The organism is Paenibacillus sp. FW104-T2 (assembly GCF_058789975.1).
On the sequence record NZ_JBYTCE010000017.1, the window covers coordinates 128,813 to 151,157 of the forward strand.

General features: G+C 46.8%; 17 protein-coding genes. 3 read left to right on the forward strand and 14 right to left on the reverse strand.

Annotated elements, in window-relative coordinates; all coding sequences use genetic code 11:
• Positions 1-115 precede the first annotated feature (115 nt).
• The 8 genes from AC3WQ3_RS20535 to AC3WQ3_RS20570 all read right to left on the reverse strand — a co-directional run bounded on the left by AC3WQ3_RS20535 (position 116) and on the right by AC3WQ3_RS20570 (position 12,267).
• Complete coding sequence (locus AC3WQ3_RS20535; RefSeq protein ID WP_336779759.1) at positions 116-1,843, reverse strand: glycoside hydrolase family 13 protein; 1,728 nt, start codon at positions 1,841-1,843, stop codon at positions 116-118.
• 165 nt (positions 1,844-2,008) lie between these two features.
• Complete coding sequence (locus AC3WQ3_RS20540) at positions 2,009-2,458, reverse strand: VanZ family protein (protein ID WP_336779758.1); 450 nt, start codon at positions 2,456-2,458, stop codon at positions 2,009-2,011.
• Positions 2,459-2,500: 42 nt separating this feature from the next.
• Entirely contained in the window at positions 2,501-3,367 is an 867-nt protein-coding gene (locus AC3WQ3_RS20545) for an AraC family transcriptional regulator (RefSeq protein WP_492473345.1), read from the reverse strand.
• Between the two features lie 179 nt (positions 3,368-3,546).
• The gene (locus AC3WQ3_RS20550; RefSeq protein WP_492473330.1) at positions 3,547-5,979 is read right to left on the reverse strand and encodes a glycogen/starch/alpha-glucan phosphorylase; all 2,433 of its coding nucleotides are present in this window, start codon (positions 5,977-5,979) and stop codon (positions 3,547-3,549) included.
• 299 nt (positions 5,980-6,278) lie between these two features.
• Positions 6,279-7,382 (reverse strand): glucose-1-phosphate adenylyltransferase subunit GlgD, encoded by a 1,104-nt coding sequence (gene glgD, locus AC3WQ3_RS20555; RefSeq protein WP_492473331.1) that lies wholly within the window; start codon positions 7,380-7,382, stop codon positions 6,279-6,281.
• Between the two features lie 26 nt (positions 7,383-7,408).
• Positions 7,409-8,578, reverse strand: coding sequence for a glucose-1-phosphate adenylyltransferase (locus tag AC3WQ3_RS20560; protein WP_492473332.1), 1,170 nt, complete (start codon positions 8,576-8,578; stop codon positions 7,409-7,411).
• 551 nt (positions 8,579-9,129) lie between these two features.
• A complete protein-coding gene (locus AC3WQ3_RS20565; RefSeq protein WP_492473333.1) occupies positions 9,130-10,281 on the reverse strand; it encodes an iron-containing alcohol dehydrogenase in 1,152 nt (383 codons plus the stop codon).
• Positions 10,282-10,572: 291 nt separating this feature from the next.
• Positions 10,573-12,267, reverse strand: coding sequence for a M3 family oligoendopeptidase (locus AC3WQ3_RS20570; RefSeq protein ID WP_492473334.1), 1,695 nt, complete (start codon positions 12,265-12,267; stop codon positions 10,573-10,575).
• Between the two features lie 697 nt (positions 12,268-12,964).
• Between AC3WQ3_RS20570 and AC3WQ3_RS20575 the strand changes: the two genes are divergently transcribed.
• Positions 12,965-13,705, forward strand: a complete 741-nt coding sequence (locus AC3WQ3_RS20575; protein WP_492473335.1) for a hypothetical protein — start codon at positions 12,965-12,967, stop codon at positions 13,703-13,705.
• Between the two features lie 133 nt (positions 13,706-13,838).
• Positions 13,839-14,051, forward strand: a complete 213-nt coding sequence (locus tag AC3WQ3_RS20580) for a cation:proton antiporter regulatory subunit (protein WP_127536112.1) — start codon at positions 13,839-13,841, stop codon at positions 14,049-14,051.
• 103 nt (positions 14,052-14,154) lie between these two features.
• On the opposite strand, the gene AC3WQ3_RS20585 is transcribed toward AC3WQ3_RS20580, so the two are convergent.
• Positions 14,155-16,893, reverse strand: coding sequence for a PAS domain-containing hybrid sensor histidine kinase/response regulator (locus tag AC3WQ3_RS20585; protein ID WP_492473336.1), 2,739 nt, complete (start codon positions 16,891-16,893; stop codon positions 14,155-14,157).
• 282 nt (positions 16,894-17,175) lie between these two features.
• On the opposite strand from AC3WQ3_RS20585, the gene AC3WQ3_RS20590 reads away from it, so the two are divergent.
• Positions 17,176-18,000, forward strand: coding sequence for a protein-glutamine gamma-glutamyltransferase (locus tag AC3WQ3_RS20590; RefSeq protein WP_492473337.1), 825 nt, complete (start codon positions 17,176-17,178; stop codon positions 17,998-18,000).
• 178 nt (positions 18,001-18,178) lie between these two features.
• Here the strand turns inward: AC3WQ3_RS20590 and infC are convergent, their stop codons facing one another.
• The 5 genes from infC to AC3WQ3_RS20615 form a co-directional block, all read right to left on the reverse strand.
• Positions 18,179-18,670, reverse strand: coding sequence for a translation initiation factor IF-3 (gene infC, locus AC3WQ3_RS20595; protein ID WP_336779751.1), 492 nt, complete (start codon positions 18,668-18,670; stop codon positions 18,179-18,181).
• A gap of 97 nt (positions 18,671-18,767) precedes the next feature.
• Positions 18,768-19,700, reverse strand: coding sequence for a manganese-dependent inorganic pyrophosphatase (locus AC3WQ3_RS20600; RefSeq protein WP_127536116.1), 933 nt, complete (start codon positions 19,698-19,700; stop codon positions 18,768-18,770).
• 169 nt (positions 19,701-19,869) lie between these two features.
• Complete coding sequence (locus AC3WQ3_RS20605; RefSeq protein WP_492473346.1) at positions 19,870-20,193, reverse strand: (2Fe-2S) ferredoxin domain-containing protein; 324 nt, start codon at positions 20,191-20,193, stop codon at positions 19,870-19,872.
• Positions 20,194-20,300: 107 nt separating this feature from the next.
• A complete protein-coding gene (locus AC3WQ3_RS20610) occupies positions 20,301-21,074 on the reverse strand; it encodes a metallophosphoesterase family protein (RefSeq protein ID WP_492473339.1) in 774 nt (257 codons plus the stop codon).
• A gap of 68 nt (positions 21,075-21,142) precedes the next feature.
• Positions 21,143-22,150 (reverse strand): LLM class flavin-dependent oxidoreductase, encoded by a 1,008-nt coding sequence (locus tag AC3WQ3_RS20615; protein ID WP_492473340.1) that lies wholly within the window; start codon positions 22,148-22,150, stop codon positions 21,143-21,145.
• Positions 22,151-22,345 lie beyond the last annotated feature (195 nt).

A 22,345-nucleotide genomic window follows, 5' to 3' on the forward strand; every position in this document is an offset into this window, starting at 1 on the left:
ACAATTGGATGTGAGCAACCTCATTTCTCAAGTTCCGCTGCGTTCACATCCATCTTAATAGCATTTACCTACTTTATTATAAATCAAACCGTTTGCGGGAAGCAAAATGTCGCCTTCAGGATTGCAAACGGTAGACTCTAGCTTCATAGGGTTGCAGCAGAATGGTACCTTCATCCGTTGAATACCGTCTTTTCACATTGCTGATGACCAGCTTCGCACGTTCCTCTGTCCAGCCTTCTGGCCAATGCATCTCCGGTTCATGCCCTCGAAAATTAAGGATGATGAGCATCTTCTCGTCATCCAGCGTACGTGTGTAGGCATAGATGTCCGGATCATCTGGCAAGAGCAGTTCATACTCACCGTAGATCAGCACTTTGCTCTTCTTCCGAAGGGCAATTAGCTTGCGATAATAATGCAATACGGATCCGGGGTCATTTTCGGCAGAAGCCACATTGATCTCTGTGTAGTTATCGTTGACCTGAATCCATGGCTCGCCTTCCGTAAACCCTGCATGCTCCGTGTCATCCCATTGCATGGGTGTACGTGCGTTATCCCGGCTTTTCAGCCAGATCGCCTTCATAATGTCATTTTTGTCCCGCCCTTGGGCGATATAATGCCTGTAATAATTCATTGTTTCAATGTCTCGATACTGCTCGATATTCGGAAATGCTACGTTCGTCATACCAATCTCCTCACCCTGATAGATGTAAGGCGTTCCTTCAAGGGTGAGCATCCAGGTAGCCAGCATCTGGGCAGACCGAACCCTGTAACGGCCATCGTCTCCGAAACGGGAAACCGGCCGCGGCTGATCATGATTGCCCATATAGTTGGCATTCCAGCCTCTACCGTGCAGGACAGTCTGCCAGCGGCTCATGATTTCCTTCAGTTCAGTCAACTTCCACTCCCTGTAATTCCACTTCCCTATCCCCGAAGATTTGGCGTCCACAAACATATGCTCAAACTGAAACACCATATTCAGCTCGTTGCGATCTGTTCCCACGTAAGCAAGAGCCTGCTCCGGGCCCAGACCTGACGTCTCTCCGACGGTCATGGGACCATATGGCTTCAGAATCATGTTGTTTAACTTGTTCAATATGGAATGTACTTGTTCCAGGTTGGAGAACAGCTGATATGCTGGGACAACCGGCAGATTGTCAGGATTATGTGCACTGGGCAGTCCTTCAGCCTTGGCAATATGGGCTACCGCATCAAAACGGAATCCGTCCACCCCTTTTTGCAGCCACCAATGCACCATTTCGTACATCTCCTCGGCCATTTGTGGATTGTTCCAATTCAGGTCAGGCTGATGCTCGGAGTATAAATGCAGATAGTATTCGTTCGTTTCGGGATCATGCTTCCACACGGACCCGCCAAAATAGGATTCCCAGTTATTCGGAACCTGACCGTTTTTACCTGATCGCCATATGTAATAATCCCGTTTGGGATTGACCTTGGAGGAGCGGGATTCGGCAAACCAGGCATGCTCATCCGATGTGTGATTCAGCACCAGATCCATCATGATTTTGAGCCCTCTGCTGTGAGCCGCTGCGAGTAACCTGTCAAAATCCTCCATCGTGCCGAATTTGCGCATAATGGCATAGTAATCGCTGATATCATAACCGTTATCATGTCCGGGAGATTCATAAATGGGACAGATCCAGATGACGTCGATCCCCAGATCCGTCAAATAATCAAGCTTTTCATAAATGCCCTGCAAGTCACCGTGACCATCACCATCCGAATCCTTGAAACTGATGGGATAGATCTGATATACAACACTCTCTTTCCACCACACGATGTGGATCACCCCGTTTCCGCTCTTCACTAATTTTTGTCCGCACATTCGCATTATTCCGATATCTGTCATGAGCATAGGTCATTTAAGTACAGAACAACCCGTTAATATGTTTTATCCGAAATGCCGTCTGTATAAACACAAACGTATCCCGAAGCATACAAAAAAGACCAAAATGAATTCCGCCTGAGTGGCAGACTTCTATTCTGATCTTCATGTCTTTATGAACTGTACAAACAGACGGAATGCAGTATAACCGATCCAGGCACCTAGGGTATTGAGGATGATATCATCCACGTCAAACGAACCCACACGTAAAACCAGTTGCGCCAATTCAACGGCAAGCAGCAGCAAAATAACGGTCCGTGTAAATTTCAACCCCGTTCGGCTTGAACGGAACAACCAGGGAATCCATATGCCCAGTGGAATAAACAATACGATATTACCGAACAGGTTTTTTACCCAGGCCTCCGTACCGTATCTTTCCCTCTCTACTAACAAGGGTCCGATCGTCTCGAGCGGAACCAGATTGTACTGATAACGCTCCCCTGAGACCCTTCCATGGATAAATAACAAATTCCCCATGATCCATATGTATGCTATTGCAAAAACGGCAACCAAGACCACGACCCAGGGCTTGTATATTCCCCTACCTATTTGCATGTACCAGTATCCTCCGGGAATGATTACCGCAGCGCGGCTCCCTTATTTTACCGGAATATAGATCTTCATGTCCAACTGCTCAGGGGTGGATTTCCACACATCGGTTATCTCAAAATCAGGACCTTCCCTGCGTTCATAGTTGGATTGGGGCAGCCAGCTGCCATAAATCATCTTGCGGATATCCTGTGCGGAACCATCCACTGTGAATTCGGCGTACAATCCCCCCGGGATCTCAAATGCTGTATAACCTGGTTGAAGTAGTGCCTTGTCAGATGAAGTTTCCTCACCAACAAGAAATGTGAATGCACCATCATCCTCAAATTGACAGGCGACACCATAGGCCAAATCAGGACGTGCTCGTTCAGGGATATTCATAAATTTCTGTTCTGAACCAAAATCATGATAGAATCCCGGAATTTCGTTATAGTGCTGGTCGTTATTCAAATTCGTGTGGTACGCGTAACCTATGATTTGGATGGCCTCCATGGTCACAAGGCGTGGTTTGTTCATAATAAACTCTCCTCCCAGCCGGGTACGATAGTCGTTAAAGTCAATACTCTGCTGAATCTTTGCAGAAGCGGGCAGCTCATTCAGCTTGCGAAAGCGGGCCGGTGTCGTCCCCCAATGGGCAGTGAATGCTCTGGTGAAAGCTTCCTGTGAATGATATCCCCACTTCAGGGCCACATGGAGGATGCCATCTGCCGAGTCCAGCAATTGCCGAGCTGCTTCCGTCAGTCTGCGCTTACGCACATATTCAAGCACGGTAAACCCGGTGATCGCCTGGAATAAACGCTGAAAATGAAACGCGGAAAAACCCGCTGCTGCCGATGCCTGCCTCATGTTGAATTCATCTTGCAAATGCTCCTCAAGATACCCAATAGCCCGTTGTATTTGTGAGTAATGATCCATAACGAATAATTTCCCTTTCTTCATAAAAATAGAGATGAATGCTGTCCTCTTGATTTGATTATCGCTTAACGGAGGTTTATTTTTTTGATATTGCGTGCGGTATTAAACTCTTTTCCAATAAAAATAACACAACAAAGTCCCCTTGCATCAAGGGGACTTCATCTCCTGACTTATTTACCTCAGCCTTTCCAGTGTCCCGAAACCGGATGAATTCCCCAGATATCAGTAGCATATTCGCTAATGGTACGGTCACTGGAGAAGATACCGGATTGAGCCGTATTCAGAATCGTTTTATGTGACCAGCCGGGCACATCCCGATAAGCCTTATCAATGGCCGCGTGGGCATCGGCATAAGCAGCAAAGTCACGCAGTACAAAATACTCATCTCCATGTGCCAGCAAGGAATCATAGATATCCCAGAATTCGCCTTCCCGACAACAGAACGGTCCTGGATGAACGAGCTGTTCTACCACTTCGCGAATGCGTTCATCCTGCTGTACAATTTCGTTAGGACGATAGCTGCCTGAACGATAATAATCCAGCACTTCATCCGCTCGCAGACCGAAGATAAACATATTCTCTTCTCCAACCTGCTCAGCCATTTCCACATTAGCCCCATCCATCGTACCAATGGTTAACGCACCGTTCATCATAAACTTCATATTGCCCGTACCTGAAGCTTCCTTCCCTGCAGTGGAGATCTGTTCACTGACGTCCGCGGCCGGAATAATTTTTTCGGCCAGAGAGACGGAATAGTTTTCGAGGAAAAATACCTTCAGCCGGTCATTTACCGCCTTATCCTTGTTCACGGTATCCGCGACCGTATTGATCAGCTTGATGATTTTCTTCGCAAAATAATAACTTGGTGCAGCCTTCGCTCCAAAGATGAATGTACGTGGAACGATATCGAATGACGAGTCATTCTTAAGACGGTTATACAGGTGCATGACATGTAAAATGTTCAGAAGCTGGCGCTTGTAGCCATGCAGCCTTTTCACCTGTACATCAAAAATGGAATCCGGATTAACCGGCGTTCCGGTATGATCCAAAATGTATGCCGCGAGCCGTTCCTTATTTTCGTGTTTAATGGACCTTAACTGCTGCTGGAATGATGCGTCGTCTGCAAATTCGGCGAGTTCATTCAATCTGCCTGGCTCTGTCATCCATTCACTACCGATCGTATCGGTAATCAGATTGGACAGTTTGGGATTCGCATGCATTAACCAGCGACGATGTGTTATCCCGTTCGTTTTGTTGTTAAAACGCTCTGGATACAAGGCATAGAACGGCGCCATCTCCCGCTCCTTCAAGATTTCGGTATGCAATGCAGCGACACCATTAATGCTGTGACTGCCGACAATCGCCAGATGTGCCATACGAACCTGATCGTTCGCAATGATAGCCAAATGCTGAATACGCTCCTGTTCTCCCGGATAACGATCCAGAAGCATGCCGCAGAATCGCTTGTTTATCTCTTCAATGATCATATAAATGCGTGGCAGCAGCTTGCTGATCATGGACACCGGCCATTTTTCCAGTGCCTCACTCAGCGTCGTATGATTGGTATAAGAGACGGTACGCGTTGTAATATCCCATGCTTCATCCCAACCATAACCCTTCACATCAATGAGAATGCGCATCAATTCCGGAATGACCAGCGTCGGATGGGTATCATTGATGTGGAATGCCACCTTGTCTGGTAACCGGTCATATGAGAGTTCCAGCTTGTTAAACGTACGCAATGCACTCTGCACGCCAGCAGAGCACATGAAGTATTGCTGTTTCAAGCGAAGCAGCTTGCCCTCGTACTGGGAATCGTCCGGGTATAGAAACTCGGAAATCGACTCCACTGACCGACTGTAATCCAGGTAACCGTAATAGTTCGAAGGGGTATCCATCGAGGTTTCCCTCTTCGGCTCTGCACTCCACAGGCGAAGCGTATTCACGTGCGGCTGACCGTATCCAAGAACCGGAATATCGTAGGGTACCGCAACAACGGATTCCGCATCCTTGGTCACAAAATGATAATGTCCGTCCTGCTCGTAGGCCTCTACCCGGCCCCAGAACTGAACCTCGACCTTTTTGTCCGGGCGTCTTACTTCCCATTCATTGCCCTTATCGAGCCAGTTGTCCGGAAGCTCTACCTGATTGCCACCGATGATTTTTTGCTCAAACAATCCGTATTTGTACCGGATACCACAGCCATGGCCAGCGTATCCGAGGGATGCGAGCGAGTCCAGAAAGCACGCAGCCAAACGGCCCAATCCGCCATTTCCCAGGCCGGCATCCGATTCCTGTTCCTCAATGTCCTCCAATGAGAAGCCCAACTCGGCGAGACTGTCGCGAACCAGTTCCAGTTCATTCACGTTCAACAAATTGTTGCCCAGCAGACGTCCAATCAGGAATTCCAGCGAGAAGTAATATACCTGTTTATCCTGGCGCTGCTTGAATCCCTGATTCGACGCTGCCCAGTCCTGGCCCGCATACTCGCGAATCATGCTGCCCAGAACGTGATAGACGTCTTCGTTCGTGGCTTCTTCAAGTGGTTTGCCCAATTTGCTGACCAGATTCCGCCCAAATATACTCTTGAATGTTTCCTTGTTGTCAAACAAAAGCAGGTTCCTCCCGGTGAAATTCTGTAGGATGGTTTATTTCATACGCTTCACTGCTCAAATCCAGCAAGTGCCCGTTCCGGTTACGAATCGTTCTTCCGATCGCCGTTATCCCTGGATTTTTTCAACTTTATAATAAGGTGAAAATCCAGGGATAAATGCGAACGCTTTGCTTCTCCAGAATCGACTTCGTCCCCTTCACTACTTCTGCTCTTCCTGCTTGAGCATGGCAATTTCGCGTATAACCATCCTTCAGAATTTTTATTTTATTTATAGATGATATCGGTTAACAGCAGGTATTAGATAATAGTACTTTTCGCCAAGATATACGGGTTCGACGGGTCCCCTATGAGCGTCTGTCCACCAGTCAGTTTCACGTCTTTGTCCAGAATGACATTCTCCAGTACCGCATCTTCACCGATGTAACATTTCTGCATGATAATTGAGCCTTTAATTCTGGCTCCCTTCGCTACCTGCACACCCCTGAACAAAATGCTGTTCTCCACTTCTCCGCCCACAATACATCCATTGGCAAGCAGGGAATGTTTGACCTCGGCCGTGTCGAGGTATTTCGCAGGTGCCTCGTATTTAATCTTGGTCTGCACGGGTTCTTCTCTGAAAAGTTGATCATACAGCCCCGTATTCAGCAGCTCCATACTGTTGCGATAATAACTGTCAATGGAATTAATCACGGCATGGTAGCCTTCATAAGCATATGAGGCAATATTTAAACCATCCGGATTTTTCTGAATAACATCACGGAAGAAATGGCTCTCGCCATGATCAATGCAGCGCTGAACCTGACGCAGGAACAACTCCTTTTTCATGATGAAAATTTCTGTATATATATTCGGGTGATCGGCGCTTTGGTGAATGTCCACCACATTACCGTTCCCGTCATGTTCAACTTTGACACAGGCATCGTGCTCAGGCAGCAGTTGGTCCACTCTTTTGCAAATCAGCGTCACGTCTGCTCCCTTATTGACATGATATTGATAGGCATCCTGCAGATCTACCTTGGTCACATGCCGACTGCCGGCATGAACCACATATTCACCCGAACCGCGGTGAAAGAAATCGAGATTGTTGTGAAAATGCTGCAAATCCCCTTGTGACGTATCCGTTGGATCATTCCAGTCCGGCGGCAAGATGAACATGCCTCCATGTTTGCGATCCAGATCCCAGGGTTTGCCGTCACTCAAGTGATCCATTAACGAACGGTATTTGCGGCGAACAAACACCCCAATACTCTCTATGCCCGCATTCATCATATTGGATAATACAAAATCAATTAGACGGTAACGCCCAGCGTAAGGGACCGCGGCTCCGCAGCGAAAGTACGTCAATTCCTTCAATTCTTCAAGTTCATGATCAAGGTTAATAACACCGATTAATGGTTTCATCGCATGCACCGTCCTTTGGGCTCAGATTAGACTTTAGTTGCCATTCCCTGTTGAAGCTGACGTTCCAATTCTTCATGGTCCACAAGCAATACGTCACTTTCATCCTCAGGCGCAGGGGATAAGTAGGCTCCATCCGGAATGACCAGCCCTTCCGCAATGATCACTCTGTGAATGTGCACATTCTTCCCGATCTTCACCCGTGGCATGACGACAGAATCAATGACGGAACTGTGCTCTCCAACCTCCACCCCGTAGAACAGTATGGAGTGGTTAACCTCTCCATGTACGATACTGCCTTCACTTATAATGCAATTCCGTACCTTGGCTGCAGGTGAGATATACTGTGCCGGCTGATTCGGATTGCGGGTGTAAATGCGCCAATTGGGATCATTCAGGTTGAGTGGTGTTTCCTCATCCAGCAGATCCATGTTGGACTCCCACAAACTGCGGATGGTACCTACGTCTTTCCAATAGCCTTCAAAAGGATAAGCGTATAAGGATTTTTCATTTTCAAGCAGTAAGGGAATGATATCTTTGCCAAAGTCGTATGAGGTGGATGCCTGTTGTTCGTCCTGGATCAGGAAACGTTTCAGTACATCCCACTTGAAGAGATAGATACCCATGGAAGCAAGTGTGCTTTTGGGTTCAGGAGGCTTTTCTTCGAATTCGTAGATGCGGTAATCATCGTGGGTGTTAAGCAGCCCAAACCGGCTGGCTTCTTCGAGCGGCACATCAATAACCGATATGGTGCAATCCGCGTCCTTTTCCTTGTGATACCTGAGCATTTTTTCATAATCCATTTTGTAAATGTGGTCCCCTGAAAGGATAAGTACATGCTCTGGATCGAATTGTTCAATAAAATTCAGGTTGCGGTAAATCGCATCTGCCGTGCCTCGGTACCAGTTACTCCCGTCTTCACGCTCATGCGGAGGAAGAACGTATACCCCGCCGTTTTTGCGGTCCAAATCCCAATCGCTGCCGATGCCGATGTAGGAGTGCAGTACCAGAGGTTCGTATTGTGTCAGTACACCAACCGTATCAATGCCTGAATTGGAGCAGTTGCTTAGAGGAAAATCAATAATTCGGTATGTCCCGCCAAAATATACAGCCGGCTTCGCCAGTGATTTGGTCAACCCTTTTAACCTTTTGCCTTGCCCTCCTGCGAGCAGCATCGCTACAACTTCTTTTTTTGCCATCATTACAGCCTCCTCCACGCGCATTCTTTCTGGTACATTTCAGAGCCCATAATCCATATTCTGTTGTTTGGACGCTGTTGTCATGATTAGGAGCACGCTGTACAGACAAACCATATGCATTGATATCGCAATCTCGCCCGAGACTGTAGCGAAACGTAATTCATTGTTATGTCTGAGTAGGATGATCATTACAGAGTAGCCTTGACTTGCCGTGCAGAGGTGATTGGTGGAATTGAAATTAAGATGTACCCCGTGAGAAATGCAATCCACTATCCCTAATTAACATTAAACACGAAACGGGCTGGGGAATCTTGCTGGATAACGTAAGACAAAAGTTCAGGCTGACATCACTCCTTTTTGATGCTGCTGTGATTAGATTATTGTATTCGCTGTAGGGATTCAAAATCCTTTTGCTTTTGTACGATTGATTAAAATGGAAAAATAAGTAATTCTCACCTTGGGGCATGACAAAAAGCCAGGACTGTGCCCGGCTCATCGCCAGCTCATTTATCGTTTGTGAAAAAATACTGTTCATCGTGTTGTACTCGTATCTATATAATTTTGCGAAAAAGCTCCATCACTTCTTCTCTCGAAGGCTGATACGGATTACCGGGGGCACAGGCGTCTTTTATCGCATTATCTGTAAGCAGCTCGAGATCAGGATCCGACACGCCCAGCTCGGACAATTTCTCGGGAATGCCCACTTCCCTGGAGAGCTGGCGAATAGCGTCAATGACATACCTGGAGCACTCTTCATCACTCTTATCCTTCACATTCATGCCAATGGCTTTGGCGATATGTCGGAATTTGCCGGGCACATGCTTTGCGTTCATCTCCTCCACATAAGGGAGCAGCATGGCGTTACATACGCCGTGCGGCAGATCGTACACACCTCCAAGCTGATGTGCCATGGCATGCACATAGCCGAGACCCGCATTATTAAAAGCCATTCCTCCCAAGAAGCAGGCATAGGTCATGTGCTCCCTGGCTTCAAGGTCGCTCCCGTCTCTGACCGCTCGTGGCAAATACTCAAAAATCAGTTCAACCGCTGCTGCAGCTGTCGCACTGGTCACTGTGAATCCGCCAGGCGTCACCATCGCTTCCACCGCATGGGTCAGAGCATCCATGCCTGTTGCAGCTGTCAGACTGGCTGGCTTGCTGAGCATCAATTCCGGATCGTTCACTGACAGAGAGACCAGACTGTTTCGATCCACCATTACCATTTTCACCTTGCGTTCCTCATCCGTAATCACGTAATTAATGGTCACCTCACTCGATGTAACGGCAGTCGTATTGATCGCAACAAGCGGTACAGACTTATGATGCGATTGATGCAATCCTTCGTAGTCCCGAATATGTCCACCATTGGTAGCGACAATGCCGATGGCTTTCGCTGCGTCCTGAGGTGAACCTCCGCCGATCGATATAATGGCATCACAGTCATGTTCCTGATACACTTTGAGACCATCATGCACATTTTGACACGTAGGATTTGGTTGTACTTCATCATATACCACGTAGTCTAGCCCTGATTTTCTTAATATAGACAGTACTTGCTCAGCTACACCGGAAGAGATCAGCTGCCGATCGCTGACAACCAGTGCTTTGCGAATATCCATGTCCTGAATCATCTTGCCTGTTTCCTGTAAACATCCCCTGCCCATCAAGTTCACGGGCGGAACATAATAAGCATGTGTTGCCATCTGAACCAGCCTCCTGTAACCCCTGATTTACTGTCATTATTGTAACTGAATCCGTTTTCAGATATAGTGAAATAAATCACATTCAGTGCAAAAATGTTACACTTTCATACACCTTGTGCTTTCCTTGCCCTTCGCCCGCTCCTTCCTTTTTACTTTCACAAGTTATAACTGCACGCAAAAAAAACGGCCTGAACCCAGAGGTTTCAAAGCCGCTTTTTACGAATGTTGTCATCCTATCATTTACCATCAACATGGTATGGAACGATTGGTATCTGTTTGCAGAAAACTTTCTTACAGCGCTTTATCGTCTACCCCATCCAGCCATGCTTCAATATCACCGATTACAGAAGAGACACAGCCATCCTCAAACGGGGAATTAAGACCAGCCAGTTCAACCAATCCTGTGAAGGAGAGGCTTCCTCCCGCTTTACACAGGGTCAGATAGTCGGCCCATGCAGACTTCATATCCTCGTTACTGCGTTTCCAGAACTGGAAGGCACAGATCTGAGCCAGCGTGTAATCGATGTAATAGAACGGCGAGGAGAAAATGTGCCCCTGCTTATGCCAGAATCCACCTTGCTCCAGATAGGCATTATCCTTGTAGTTGATGTGTGGCAGGTACGTTTTCTCAATATTGCGCCATGCCTGTTTACGCTCAGTCGGTGTTGCATCCGGGTTGGCATAGACGAAATGCTGGAATTCATCCACGGCAACGCCATAAGGAATAAAGAGCAAACCGGAGGACAGGTGATCAAACTTGTATTTGTCCGTATCTTCCTTGAAGAACAATTCCATCCACGGCCATGTGAAAAATTCCATGCTCATGGAATGAATCTCTGCCGATTCATAAGTCGGCCAGTTGTATTCCGGCACCTCAAAGTGACGGCTTTCATACACTTGGAACGCGTGACCGGCTTCGTGTGTCAGGACATCGATATCCCCGGATGTACCGTTAAAGTTCGAGAAAATAAACGGTACTTTATAATCATTCAGGAAGGTGCAATATCCACCGCCCTGCTTGCCCTTTTTACTAACCAAATCCATCAGTTCGTTCTCCGTCATCATCTGGAAGAACGTATCCGTCTCAGGGGACAGCTCAGCGTACATTTTTTTACCATTCTCAATAATCCAGTCCGGATCCCCTTTAGGAGTCGGGTTGCCTGTCTTGAAGCTGAAGCCCTGGTCATAAAAATAGAGCGTATCTACATCGATCCGGCTGCGCTGACGCTCTCTGAGCTTCGTAGCTACAGGCACAATATAATCACGAACCTGCGCTCTAAAATTGGCAACCATCTCCGCGTTATAATCGGTACGATTCATGCGATCATAACCAAGTTCCACATAGGAAGGATAACCTAATTTTTTGGCAATCTGCGTACGTACTTTTACAAGCTCATCGTAAATGCGGTCAAATTCCGCTTCGTGCTCAGCCATGAACGTATATCTTGCTTCCGAAGCGCGTTCCCGCATGGAACGATCTGTAGACAGTTCAAACGGATGCAGCTGTGGCAAGGTACGTTCTTCGCCTTCAAACGGAATTTTTGCTGAAGCAATCAATTGATTGTATTCCGTGGACAGCTTGTTCTCTTTTTGAAGATCCTCGATAATGTCCGGGCTGAAGGTCTTCAAGGACTGTTCTGCCAGCTGAAACAGCTGAGTTCCCCATTTTTGCTCCAGTTCTGCACGGAATTTCGAATTCACCAGTGCCCGGTAATAATCGGTGATGTACTCTTGAATAATCGGGGAGCTTTCATCCAGAAATTCGTTTTCAGCTTTGTAGAACGTATCATTCGTGTCAATCGAGTGACGGATATAGACCAGCTGCGCCATAGTCTCAAAATCACTTCGCAATGCGTTAATCTGATCCATAAATCCGCTTTGCTCATCCACCGTAGCCGCAGCTTCGAAACCTTTCAACAGCTCACGGAAAGATGTTTTGATTTTTTCCAGATCGGGACGTGTATACGTATATTCACTAAATTTCATTTATGTACACCCTTTCCTGTTAGGCATATTTCGGGAAATATCCCGAGTTGGACTAATCCCTATTATACAAAAGAGCAGCCTAAAAATCCCATCTTTACGAAAAATATTTGTCCATCGGTCAAATTGTGCGACACCTTTCGTTATATATATTACGCACTTATGTAAGGTACAAGCTTATATGTAAGTAACGTATTGCAAAGAACAACAGGATAACATCTTGCCAAAACAAATAAACCTGCCTCGCAAACGCGCGAAGCAAGCTTATGGCTTGTCTCATGTCCATGTCATTTATGCTTTAGCTATTGTCTTTGTCAAGAATCTGAAAGAACCAGCCCATTCCGATCATTCCCACAACCATTACTGCAATTAGAATAATGATGTATGTCATGAATGTACCCCTCCCTGCATCCGATTGATCAACATACTATTTACAGTTTACACGGTGAAGCGCCTTTTGAATTGTCCTAACATTGACAAAAATACGACATCTTTAATTTTAACATAAACTATTATTGCACAACCGTCGGATTGGCATTCAAAGTTCAAAGTGAACTTCCTGCAGACGGCATGAGCTGCCAGAAGTTTCATCCGTCATATTTCCGGTGTATACTATAACTCTATGATAAATAATTAATGGCTTGAATGCCGCATGTAGCATGGACTTATGCAAATCGCTTACGTAGAAAGGTTGAAATCAATGTCGTCGAATCGTATTCCCTTACGTCATCTATTTCTTACATTTATGCTTAGCCTCATGCTGATTATTCTATCCGGGTGTGCCGATGGAGAAGCTCATCTGACCGTCAACATGGATGGTTCAACCGATCTGGAACTGAACCTCGGCGTAAACGAATCCGCGCTCGGAAAGATTGGACAGGACAATCTGATGCCCATGCTCGAAGAAGCCCTGAAGAAAAACAACTTTCAAGCCGAGGTCGTGGACGACGGAGAACGGAAGCAGCTCTCAGCAACAACCCATTATGAGAAAAGCAATACCGCCGCCAGCTTCGATCTGTCCAAGCTTCCAAAAGGCATCCAGGTCGAGCAGTCCACGGAGCCAGGCTTCTTCACTTCCAGATTCCATGTTACTGCTACCGCTGACCTGATGGAATCCATGCCTGATGGGGAGATTAAGGATCAGATCAACAAGGTGCCCAGTTTCCTTAAAAATCTGCTGCTGAAAGATGTGAACTTCGATTTCAAATTGAGTCTGCCCATCCAAGCTGAAGATTCCAACGCGGACCTGGTTGAAGATCAGGGGAAGACATTAACCTGGCACGTTTCTCCCCTCAATTCGAATACACTGGATTTGACGGTACAGGTTCCCAACATTCGTAACATTATCATTACCGCAGTCATCGCTTTAATTGTCGTGGCTTCCCTGCTCATCTGGTTTTTCATCCGCCGCAAACGGACAAGACGCCGCCGCAAAGGATAACTTCAGCCGGTTAATGTGAAAACTGGAGCAGAATTGGATGTTTGACTTGCCAAACCGTGTTATGGATAGTAGAATACATCCGTACTGTGTGAACGGTTAACATTATGGAATAGCTAAAGAGGTGACAGGTTTCATGAATATCCGGGAATGCCCACTGCCTGGTATCGGAGTTAAGTACCAGTTTGATACAAAAAGCGGCAACCAACTGGTTCTTATTAAACACGAAGATGGACGCCGCGAATTGTTCTCTGTTGATCCTAGTGATCAGGAAGAACTTACATTGATTGCGGAACTGGAAGATGATGAATGCGTAACCCTCTCCGGGTTGATCGGAGGATGGTCCTGATCCTTTTTGGTCATGGACTATGGTTATAGACCTAAAAAAACCTGCCCCTTTAACTGGGAGCAGGTTTTTTGGTTTCATCTCACTCTTTCAGGTATCCAGCATTTTACCGATGAGCCCGGATATAAGGTACCCAAGTGCGCAATACACGGGTAATTTCGGACGAACTGAACGGTTTACTGATAAAATCCTGCATTCCGCATTCCAGGCATGCTTCACGATCACTTGCCCCTGCAAATGCAGTTATAGCTGCGATAACCGGAATCTCGGGATGGCTTTGTCTTATTTTGCAGGTTGCTTCAATTCCGTCCATGATAGGCATTTTAATATCCATGAATACGATATCGTAGGATTCCCTTTGCAGTGCGCGCACTGCTTCCTCTCCATTCTCAACGATGTCACAGACCCCGCCAAGCTTACGGAGCAGCTCCTCCATCAGATGGCTGTTCACCGGTTGATCCTCAGCTATTAAAATGCGAATATTGGCTGCCAATAGGGATTGATCATCTTCCCAAGTATCATCTGCAGCTTCCATTCCGTCGCCGGACTCGTCCTGCCACTTCTCAAGCTGAAGTGTAAAATGGAACTCTGCTCCCTTGCCCATTTCACTATGCACCCCAATGGCACCATCCATGAGTTCAACCAGCTTTTTGCTGATCGCAAGTCCAAGACCGGTTCCACCATACTTACGATTAATGGCTGGATCAAGCTGGGAGAAGGACTGGAACAATTGATGTTGTTTGTCCACGGGGATGCCGATGCCCGTATCTTTCACGACAAAAGAAAGCAGAAGTTTGTCCGGATCGCCATCGTCCGCCACATTAGCATCCACACGAATCTGAATGCTGCCCTTCTCCGTAAATTTGACTGCATTGCCCACCAGATTGATCAGGATCTGACGAATCCGGGTCACGTCTCCTCTGACACGTTCAGGAATCCGGTCAGACATTTCACAAAACAGCTCAATATTTTTTTCAGCCGCTTTCAGGGCAAACAATTCCACAACACCCGCCAGCATCTCCTGGATATCCACTGCGTCACGTGACAGATCCATTTTACCTGCCTCAATTTTGCTGAAATCCAGTATTTCATTGAGAATATGGAGCAGCGACTCCCCACTATCGATGATAATCTCGGCGAATCCGGATTGCTCTGCATCAAGCTCTGTTTCCTTTAACAGATTAGCCATACCCATGATTCCATTCAGCGGTGTGCGCAATTCATGACTCATAATCGCAAGAAATTCGGATTTGGCACGGTCTGCCTGTTCCGCTGCTTCCTTGGCACGAATGATGTCATTTACCGAAGTCATATCTCGGAACACCAGCACACCCCCGCGGGTATTCCCTTGATCCATAATCGGTTTCAGCTGGAATTCTGCAAGAAAACTGGAGCCGTCCTGTCTCCAGAAGACAGATTCCGAACGAGGCAGGCTGCGGCCTTCACGAACAGCCTTTACAATCGGTGTTTCATTGGAAGGATAAGGGATGGCCTCGTTTTGCATTTGCAGAATGATATGCTCGAAGTGCACCCCATTCATTTCTGTTGGACAGAATCCCATCATCTCGGCTGCAGCGGGGTTGGCAAATATCAATTTCCCGTTCTGGTCCAGTCCAATGACACCTTCAGACATCGCATTCAGAATCAGGGCACGTTCGTAGCTTAGATTCTCGATCTCCTCCACATATTTTTTGGACTCGGTGATATCACTTGTAATTCCATACACGCCAACGACTCGATCCTCGAGGATAATGGGAACATTGATGACTCTGGTTTCAATTCGGCGTCCGTCCTGATGAATCAGCCCAATCTCATAACTCTGGGCCTTTCCTTTGACAGACTCTTCAAAATGATAGCGGGTTTTGGCCAGATCCACCGGATCAATCAAATGATCAAAGGATTGGCTGAGCAGTTCCTCCTTGGAATGTCCCGTCAAATGTTCCTGGCCGGCATTTGCTTTCAGCAAATTTCCATCCAGATCAAGGGATGCAACGCCTAGCGGGTTACAGTCAAAGAGTGATTGATACTCCTGCAGACTCTGCTCCTGTTTTTTGCTTTCCGTAATGTCCCGGGTCACTGCAATCATCTCCTGCAGGTTCCCGTCCTGATCATAGATATAGTGAGTTATCGTATCTGCCCACACGACAGAACCATCCTTATGCAGCAGGCGGTAGTTAATACGGTCTGGTGCCAGACCCTGCATCTGTCCTGCAACATACGCCTCCACGATCGGAATATCGTTCGGATGAATGCAGAACAGTCCGGATTGACCCACGATTTCTTCAGGCTTGTACCCCAGCATCCCAAGACTGGCCGGTGAAACATACTTGAAGGTACGTTCCTGATCAGCACAATGTATGGCAATAAGATCGAGAGAAGATTCCGTAAGGATACGAGAGATTCGGGTGCTCTCTTCCAACTGTTTGCGCTGTTCAATCAAGTGCTGCTCCGCTTCCTTTTGTCTCGTAATATCCGCTGCCTGTACAAGCAAATAAAGAGGATTATTGTTCTCCTCATCCCTAACAATGCAGGCCCGTATGTTCGACCACAGAAGAGAACCGTCCTTATGCTTTAATCGGACTTCCGTCTCATACATCTGGCTTACCTCATTCGTCATATCCCAGAAGTTGGACCTGAATCTCTCCATCTCCTGATCTACATCATGGATCATATGTACAATCGGTGAGTCGATTAGCTCATCTTCACTGAATCCCAGCATCTCACAGAACGCAGGATTAAGCTGGAGCCAACGTCCGTTCACATGCGAAGCAACAGCAATGCCGATTGGTGCATATTTGTATAATTGCTCAAACAGAGAGCGGCTCTCTGTAATTGGATTCGACACCGCTTATCCTCCTTTTTTCAAATTATTTTCTAATCCATATTATTCGTAATTAACTGCCTGTACTGTACATAACTTCATCTATAGAGTAGTACCCCAAATAGGATAATGATTAAACGATATCCACTGAATCTTTTGCATGAATCGACATTTTGTGTGCACTTTTACACGGGGATTGTTCAAACAGAGTACAATCTGGGTGCCAATCGTCATATAAATGAAAAGATACGCGTGAGGTTCCGTTCACACAAGCCCAAACATCTAACGAAACGGAGGTTGTCATGTATGATCATCGTTGCGAATCAACCGCTAGATTTGGTACCTTCTCAGTGGTCTGCTTTTGAATGGCATTGGTTACAGCAGCTTCAGAACAGACCGACCCTATATTCCTATCAGACCATGGATCATCTGCAATTCGAATGGAAGCTTCGCGCCTCTCTGGTTCATGCAGCTGAGGGATTGAATGCCAGCGGGGTCAGCTTTGCTTCATTTGAGAAATCAAGATGTAATCCCGCCTACTGGAATCTCAACAACGAGGGCGGATTTGAACTCAAACCAAATGTAACTCCGGCTGAAGGCATTCGGGATATTTGGAGTAATGGTTCCCTGTATGCATTTGAATGCGCAACAGCAACAGTCATTGTGCTGTACGGAGGGGTGCTCGAAAGTATTCGTGAAGAGGCCTTCAATTCACTCTTTCGGGACTTACTGCTCTTCGATTGGCACTATGACAGCGATCTGCGCTTAACCGAGAAGAACGGCAGCCATAACGCACTTCCCGGCGATGTACTTTATTTCAAAAACCCGGATGTCTCTTCCGAAACGCCAGAGTGGCAAGGGGAAAATACGATCATGCTCCGTGAAGATCTGTATTATGGTCATGGCATCGGTATTGCCTCTGGTGGACAGATTATTCGTACTTTGAATCAATTCCGCACTCCAGGAAGCCAAGTTTCGGCCTACTTGATGGATAATGTGATTTATCCTGATTTTTATTATCTATCCCGATTTGCCGAAAATAGTAATCTGAACGCACCTGCAGGAAGTACGCCTGTGTTACCCGGACAATTATATGTACGGATTGGCGGCAGTCGGTATCTCCGAACATGAAGCTGAACGTTTGGTTAACGAGAATTCAAAGAACAGAAAAACTTTGACCACAACATAAATAAAGCCCAAATGAAAACAGATACACTGCCTTTTCATTGGGCTTCTTCGCATAAACTTATTGGGAGACCTTAACGGCTTTCCATTCTTCCGCATGCCAAGCACATAAATCAACCTATTATTATGTGTTTGGGTCCAACTGGACCACAACCTGCTTGCCACTTACCTGAATACCTGTTGTTTTTGTGCCATATTCAGCCAGCGACTTGCTTAGCTGCTCAGCCCACTCCTTACCTGCGGCGCCTTCTTTGCTTCCGTGAACCTGTATGACCAGCTTAACCGAGTCACCTTTTTTCAAGATACGTTCCGCCTGAGCTTGTTTCGTATCCCTGTCATGGTCTTCCATCTGCAAGTTGAGACGAATCTCCTTAACCTTGCGTTTGTCCGGCGATTTGCTGGATTTTTTCTTCTCCTGCTGAGCTTCCTGTATGGCTGCTCCGGCACGGATGAGTTTGCAGGGTGGCGGGCTTGTCATCAGGGACAGGCATACCAGATCCACTTTATGCTGCTTGGCAAGTGCCAAAGCTTCTTTTGTGGACATAATACCGAGATCTTCGCCGTTCAGTCCAGTCAGCTCAACCTCGGATGCTTTGATCTTTTCGTTCTTAATCATGGTTTGTCCTCCTTTACGGCAAAAGCCCGTCCTGACCTATGACAGATCAGAGCAGGCTTGGATCAGACTAATGCTATGTTCGTGCCCGATGGTTCAATTACAGGTTATTGAATGCTTCGGTCAGAACAGGGACGATTTGCGATTTGCGAGATACGACGCCTTTCAGCAATGCCTTACTATCGGAAAGTGTCACATTGTATGCTTGTTCAACCGCTTTGGTAGACTGACCGTAAGCCAGTGCAACGGAATCATTATTCAGAATGTCCGTTACCACGAATAGGAACAGATCCAGACCCTTACTTGAAATAATCGCTTCGATAGCTGCTTCAAGTTCAGGTTGTTTCACAAGCACATCGTTAACGTCAACGGCGTTTACTTGTGCAATTTCCACTTTGGCTTGTCCCATGGCAAACTCTTTGGCATCCAGGGAGATCAGTTCTGCAATTGTTTTCTGGCTCAGATCCGCGCCGGCTTTCAGCATGTCCAAACCGTAGCTGTCAGCATCTACACCCGCAATGGCAGCCAGCTCACGTGCTGCTGCTACATCCTGCTCTGTGCAAGTTGGGGATTTGAACAACAGGGAATCCGAAATGATCGCGGACAACATCAGTCCTGCAATCGGTGCGCTAATTTCAACGCCGTTTTCTTTGTACATTTTATTCAAAATGGTTGCTGTGCAACCTACTGGTTCTGCACGGAAATACAGAGGCTGGCTTGTTTCAAAGTTAGCGATACGGTGATGGTCAATAACTTCAGCTACAGTCACTTCCTCAATATCACTTACACTTTGCTGACGCTCATTGTGATCGACCAGAATAACCTTGTTTACTTCGTTCGCAGCCGTTTTGATCAGGCGTGGAGCTTCCACCTTGAAATGATCCAGTGCAAACTGGGTTTCACCGTTCACTTCACCAAGACGCACAGCTTCAACGTCCTGTCCCAGTTTAGTTTTGAGATCCGCATACGCAATTGCAGAACAGATCGTATCCGTGTCGGGATTTTTGTGACCAAAGATTAATGCTTTTTCCATATTTATAGCCCTCCGTCAATTGTGATTAGAATAATCATATCATAATTCAAATCATACCTTACTGATTATAGCGTCAATAAGACTTAATTCCAAACCCTTAACAGCGAATGAGTTGAAATTCGTTCTCAGGGTCTGCCTCTTTAGTGGACATGGGAGGAACCCTGCAGTATTATTCGGAGGCCGTTTGAGCCACGTTCGCAATCAAGTGACTCTCCAGCTTCTCTCCATCACAGAGAGCCTGTACCAATGCCCGGCCAGATTCCGGGGTCATTTTACCATACCAGTCTCCCTGCGGATACACGATCGTCACGCAAGCATCGTCACACCGCCCGTTACAGCGTGTTCGTGTTGTATGAATAAATCCACCGGCCTGCTGCTTCAGAATTTCATCCCGTACAGCCTGAGTGACTTCCTCTCCTTCGTTCCGCATGCAAGTTCCACCGTTGCAGAGCAGGATGTGGTGCTGAAGTTGATCCAGATTATAAATAGCCAAAACTCGGTTCATTCCCCTCGACTTCTATGATATGTATTGATTGATAATGAAGTATCTTTCATAAAAATATAAAGTAGCATACGGAACCTGGATAAGCAATGCAAATATTATTCTGCCGAGCCTTCTCCAGTCTCTCCCCTTTTCACATGAAACGTCTGTAAATTGCCATCCTCACCGATCTCAAGCAGGTTCAATTGCTCACCGTAAGCACATCCGCCATCTATGCCGATCTTGTCACCATTAGGATCAAACCAGATATCTGCGTAATCATGCAGGTTTTTCACTGGTGTGTGTCCGAATACCACCGTATCCGGAATGGATGTGGGCCTGGAGTAAAAGGCCTCCCGAATCCAGATAAAGTCCCGTTCAGGCTGACTGCGCCAGTCCTTTACATCCGGATTAATTCCGGCATGCACAAAGATATAACCGGGGACTTCATGAACAAGGGGGAGTTCACTCAGAAAACGGAGGTGATGCTCGTATCGGCTGCGAATCCATTGCTTGGCTTCCGTGTAGGCAATCCAATCGATCTGTTGCTCATCAAAATTAATCTCCACATAACTGCCCAGTGTCTGCAATCCGCCATTGCGAATCCAGTGCAGATCATACTCTTCCACGTCATTCATCAGAGCTTTGACCATCATCGCATCATGATTACCCTTGATCACCACTACACCATGCTTCTCCCTAAGTTCCATAATCTGCTCAACCACCTGCCGACTTTTCGGTCCCCGGTCCACATAATCTCCAAGGAGAATCAGTTCATCCTGATTGAGGTCAACATGCACTTGACGAAGCAGCGCATTGAATTCATCATAACAGCCATGAATATCACTTATGATACATCTGCGAATGTGAATTCCTCCTCTCTGCTTACTCAAGAATACAATTGAAGCCCCGCATGGCGGGACTCCAACCTCTTAGAATATAAATTCCCGTTCAACCGGCTCTAATCCTTCTTGAGACCAAAAGCTTCAGCAATCAGACCAAAAGAACGCAGGCGTGCATCAAACGAATGAATAGCTGATGCAATAATGACCTCGTCTGCTTCATGACGTTCTGCCATAGCTGTAATTTTGTCCTTCACCTGATCTGGTGTACCAATAATGGAGAAGGAGCGGCGCTGGCGAATCTGTTCCATTTCCATCGCTGTATAAGGATAATTATGGACAGTTTCCAGCGAAGGAAATGAACTCTGCTCTAATCCTCTGCCCAGGCGCAAAAAGAACAGCTCATTACTACGGGCCAGTTCCGCTGCTTCATCCTCCGTCTCTGCACAGAAGGCCGCTACGGCAATCATGGAATGAGGTTTGTCATTCAGAATCGATGGTTTGAAATGTCTGCGATAGTATTTCATCGCTTCTTCCCCGCCAGGTGTTCCGAAAAACTGTGCAAATGCATAGGATGTCCCCTGTGCTGCAGCAATCCGGGCACCTTCCGAACTGGAACCCAGCAGCCATACTTCAGGTACCGTTGGTACAGATGGTCCAGCTACGAGGGATGCAAAACGGTGATCCTCTGGCAGCTGCTCGTGGAAATAACCGCCCAGGTCAGCAATTTGCTGCGGGAAAAATTGTACATTGGAAGCCTTGCCCTCATTCAGAGCGCGGCTCGCAATCGGCATGCCGCCTGGCGCTCTGCCAATGCCGAGGTCAATCCGTCCAGGGTGCAGTGCCTCCAGCAGACGGAAGTTCTCCGCGACTTTGTAGGCGCTGTAATGAGGCAGCATTACACCACCGGAACCAACCCGAATCCGATCGGTATGAGCTGCGACATGAGCGATCATAACCTCCGGACTGGAGAAGGACAATGCTCCGCCGCCATGATGCTCGGACATCCAGAACCTGGAGTACCCCAGTTCATCGGCATGCTTCGCTAACGTCACAGTCTCCTGAAGTGTGTCCTGCACACTGCGTCCTTCATTGATATGTCCATGTTCGAGTACACTAAGTTTCATCTATATTCATTCCTCTCGTCGAATGGGTTGCTGGCCATATTTTTCTAGTGCAAAATTCACACTCACTTCATTGTAACATTAATGGTTACAGTTTCAAAATCTCTTTATTCTTATCTGTGGAATTGCAATTAAAACACGTTCCTCTTTCTTCCTTAATATACAGGTTCCTTATACACTGAATCAAAAAGTGCCACC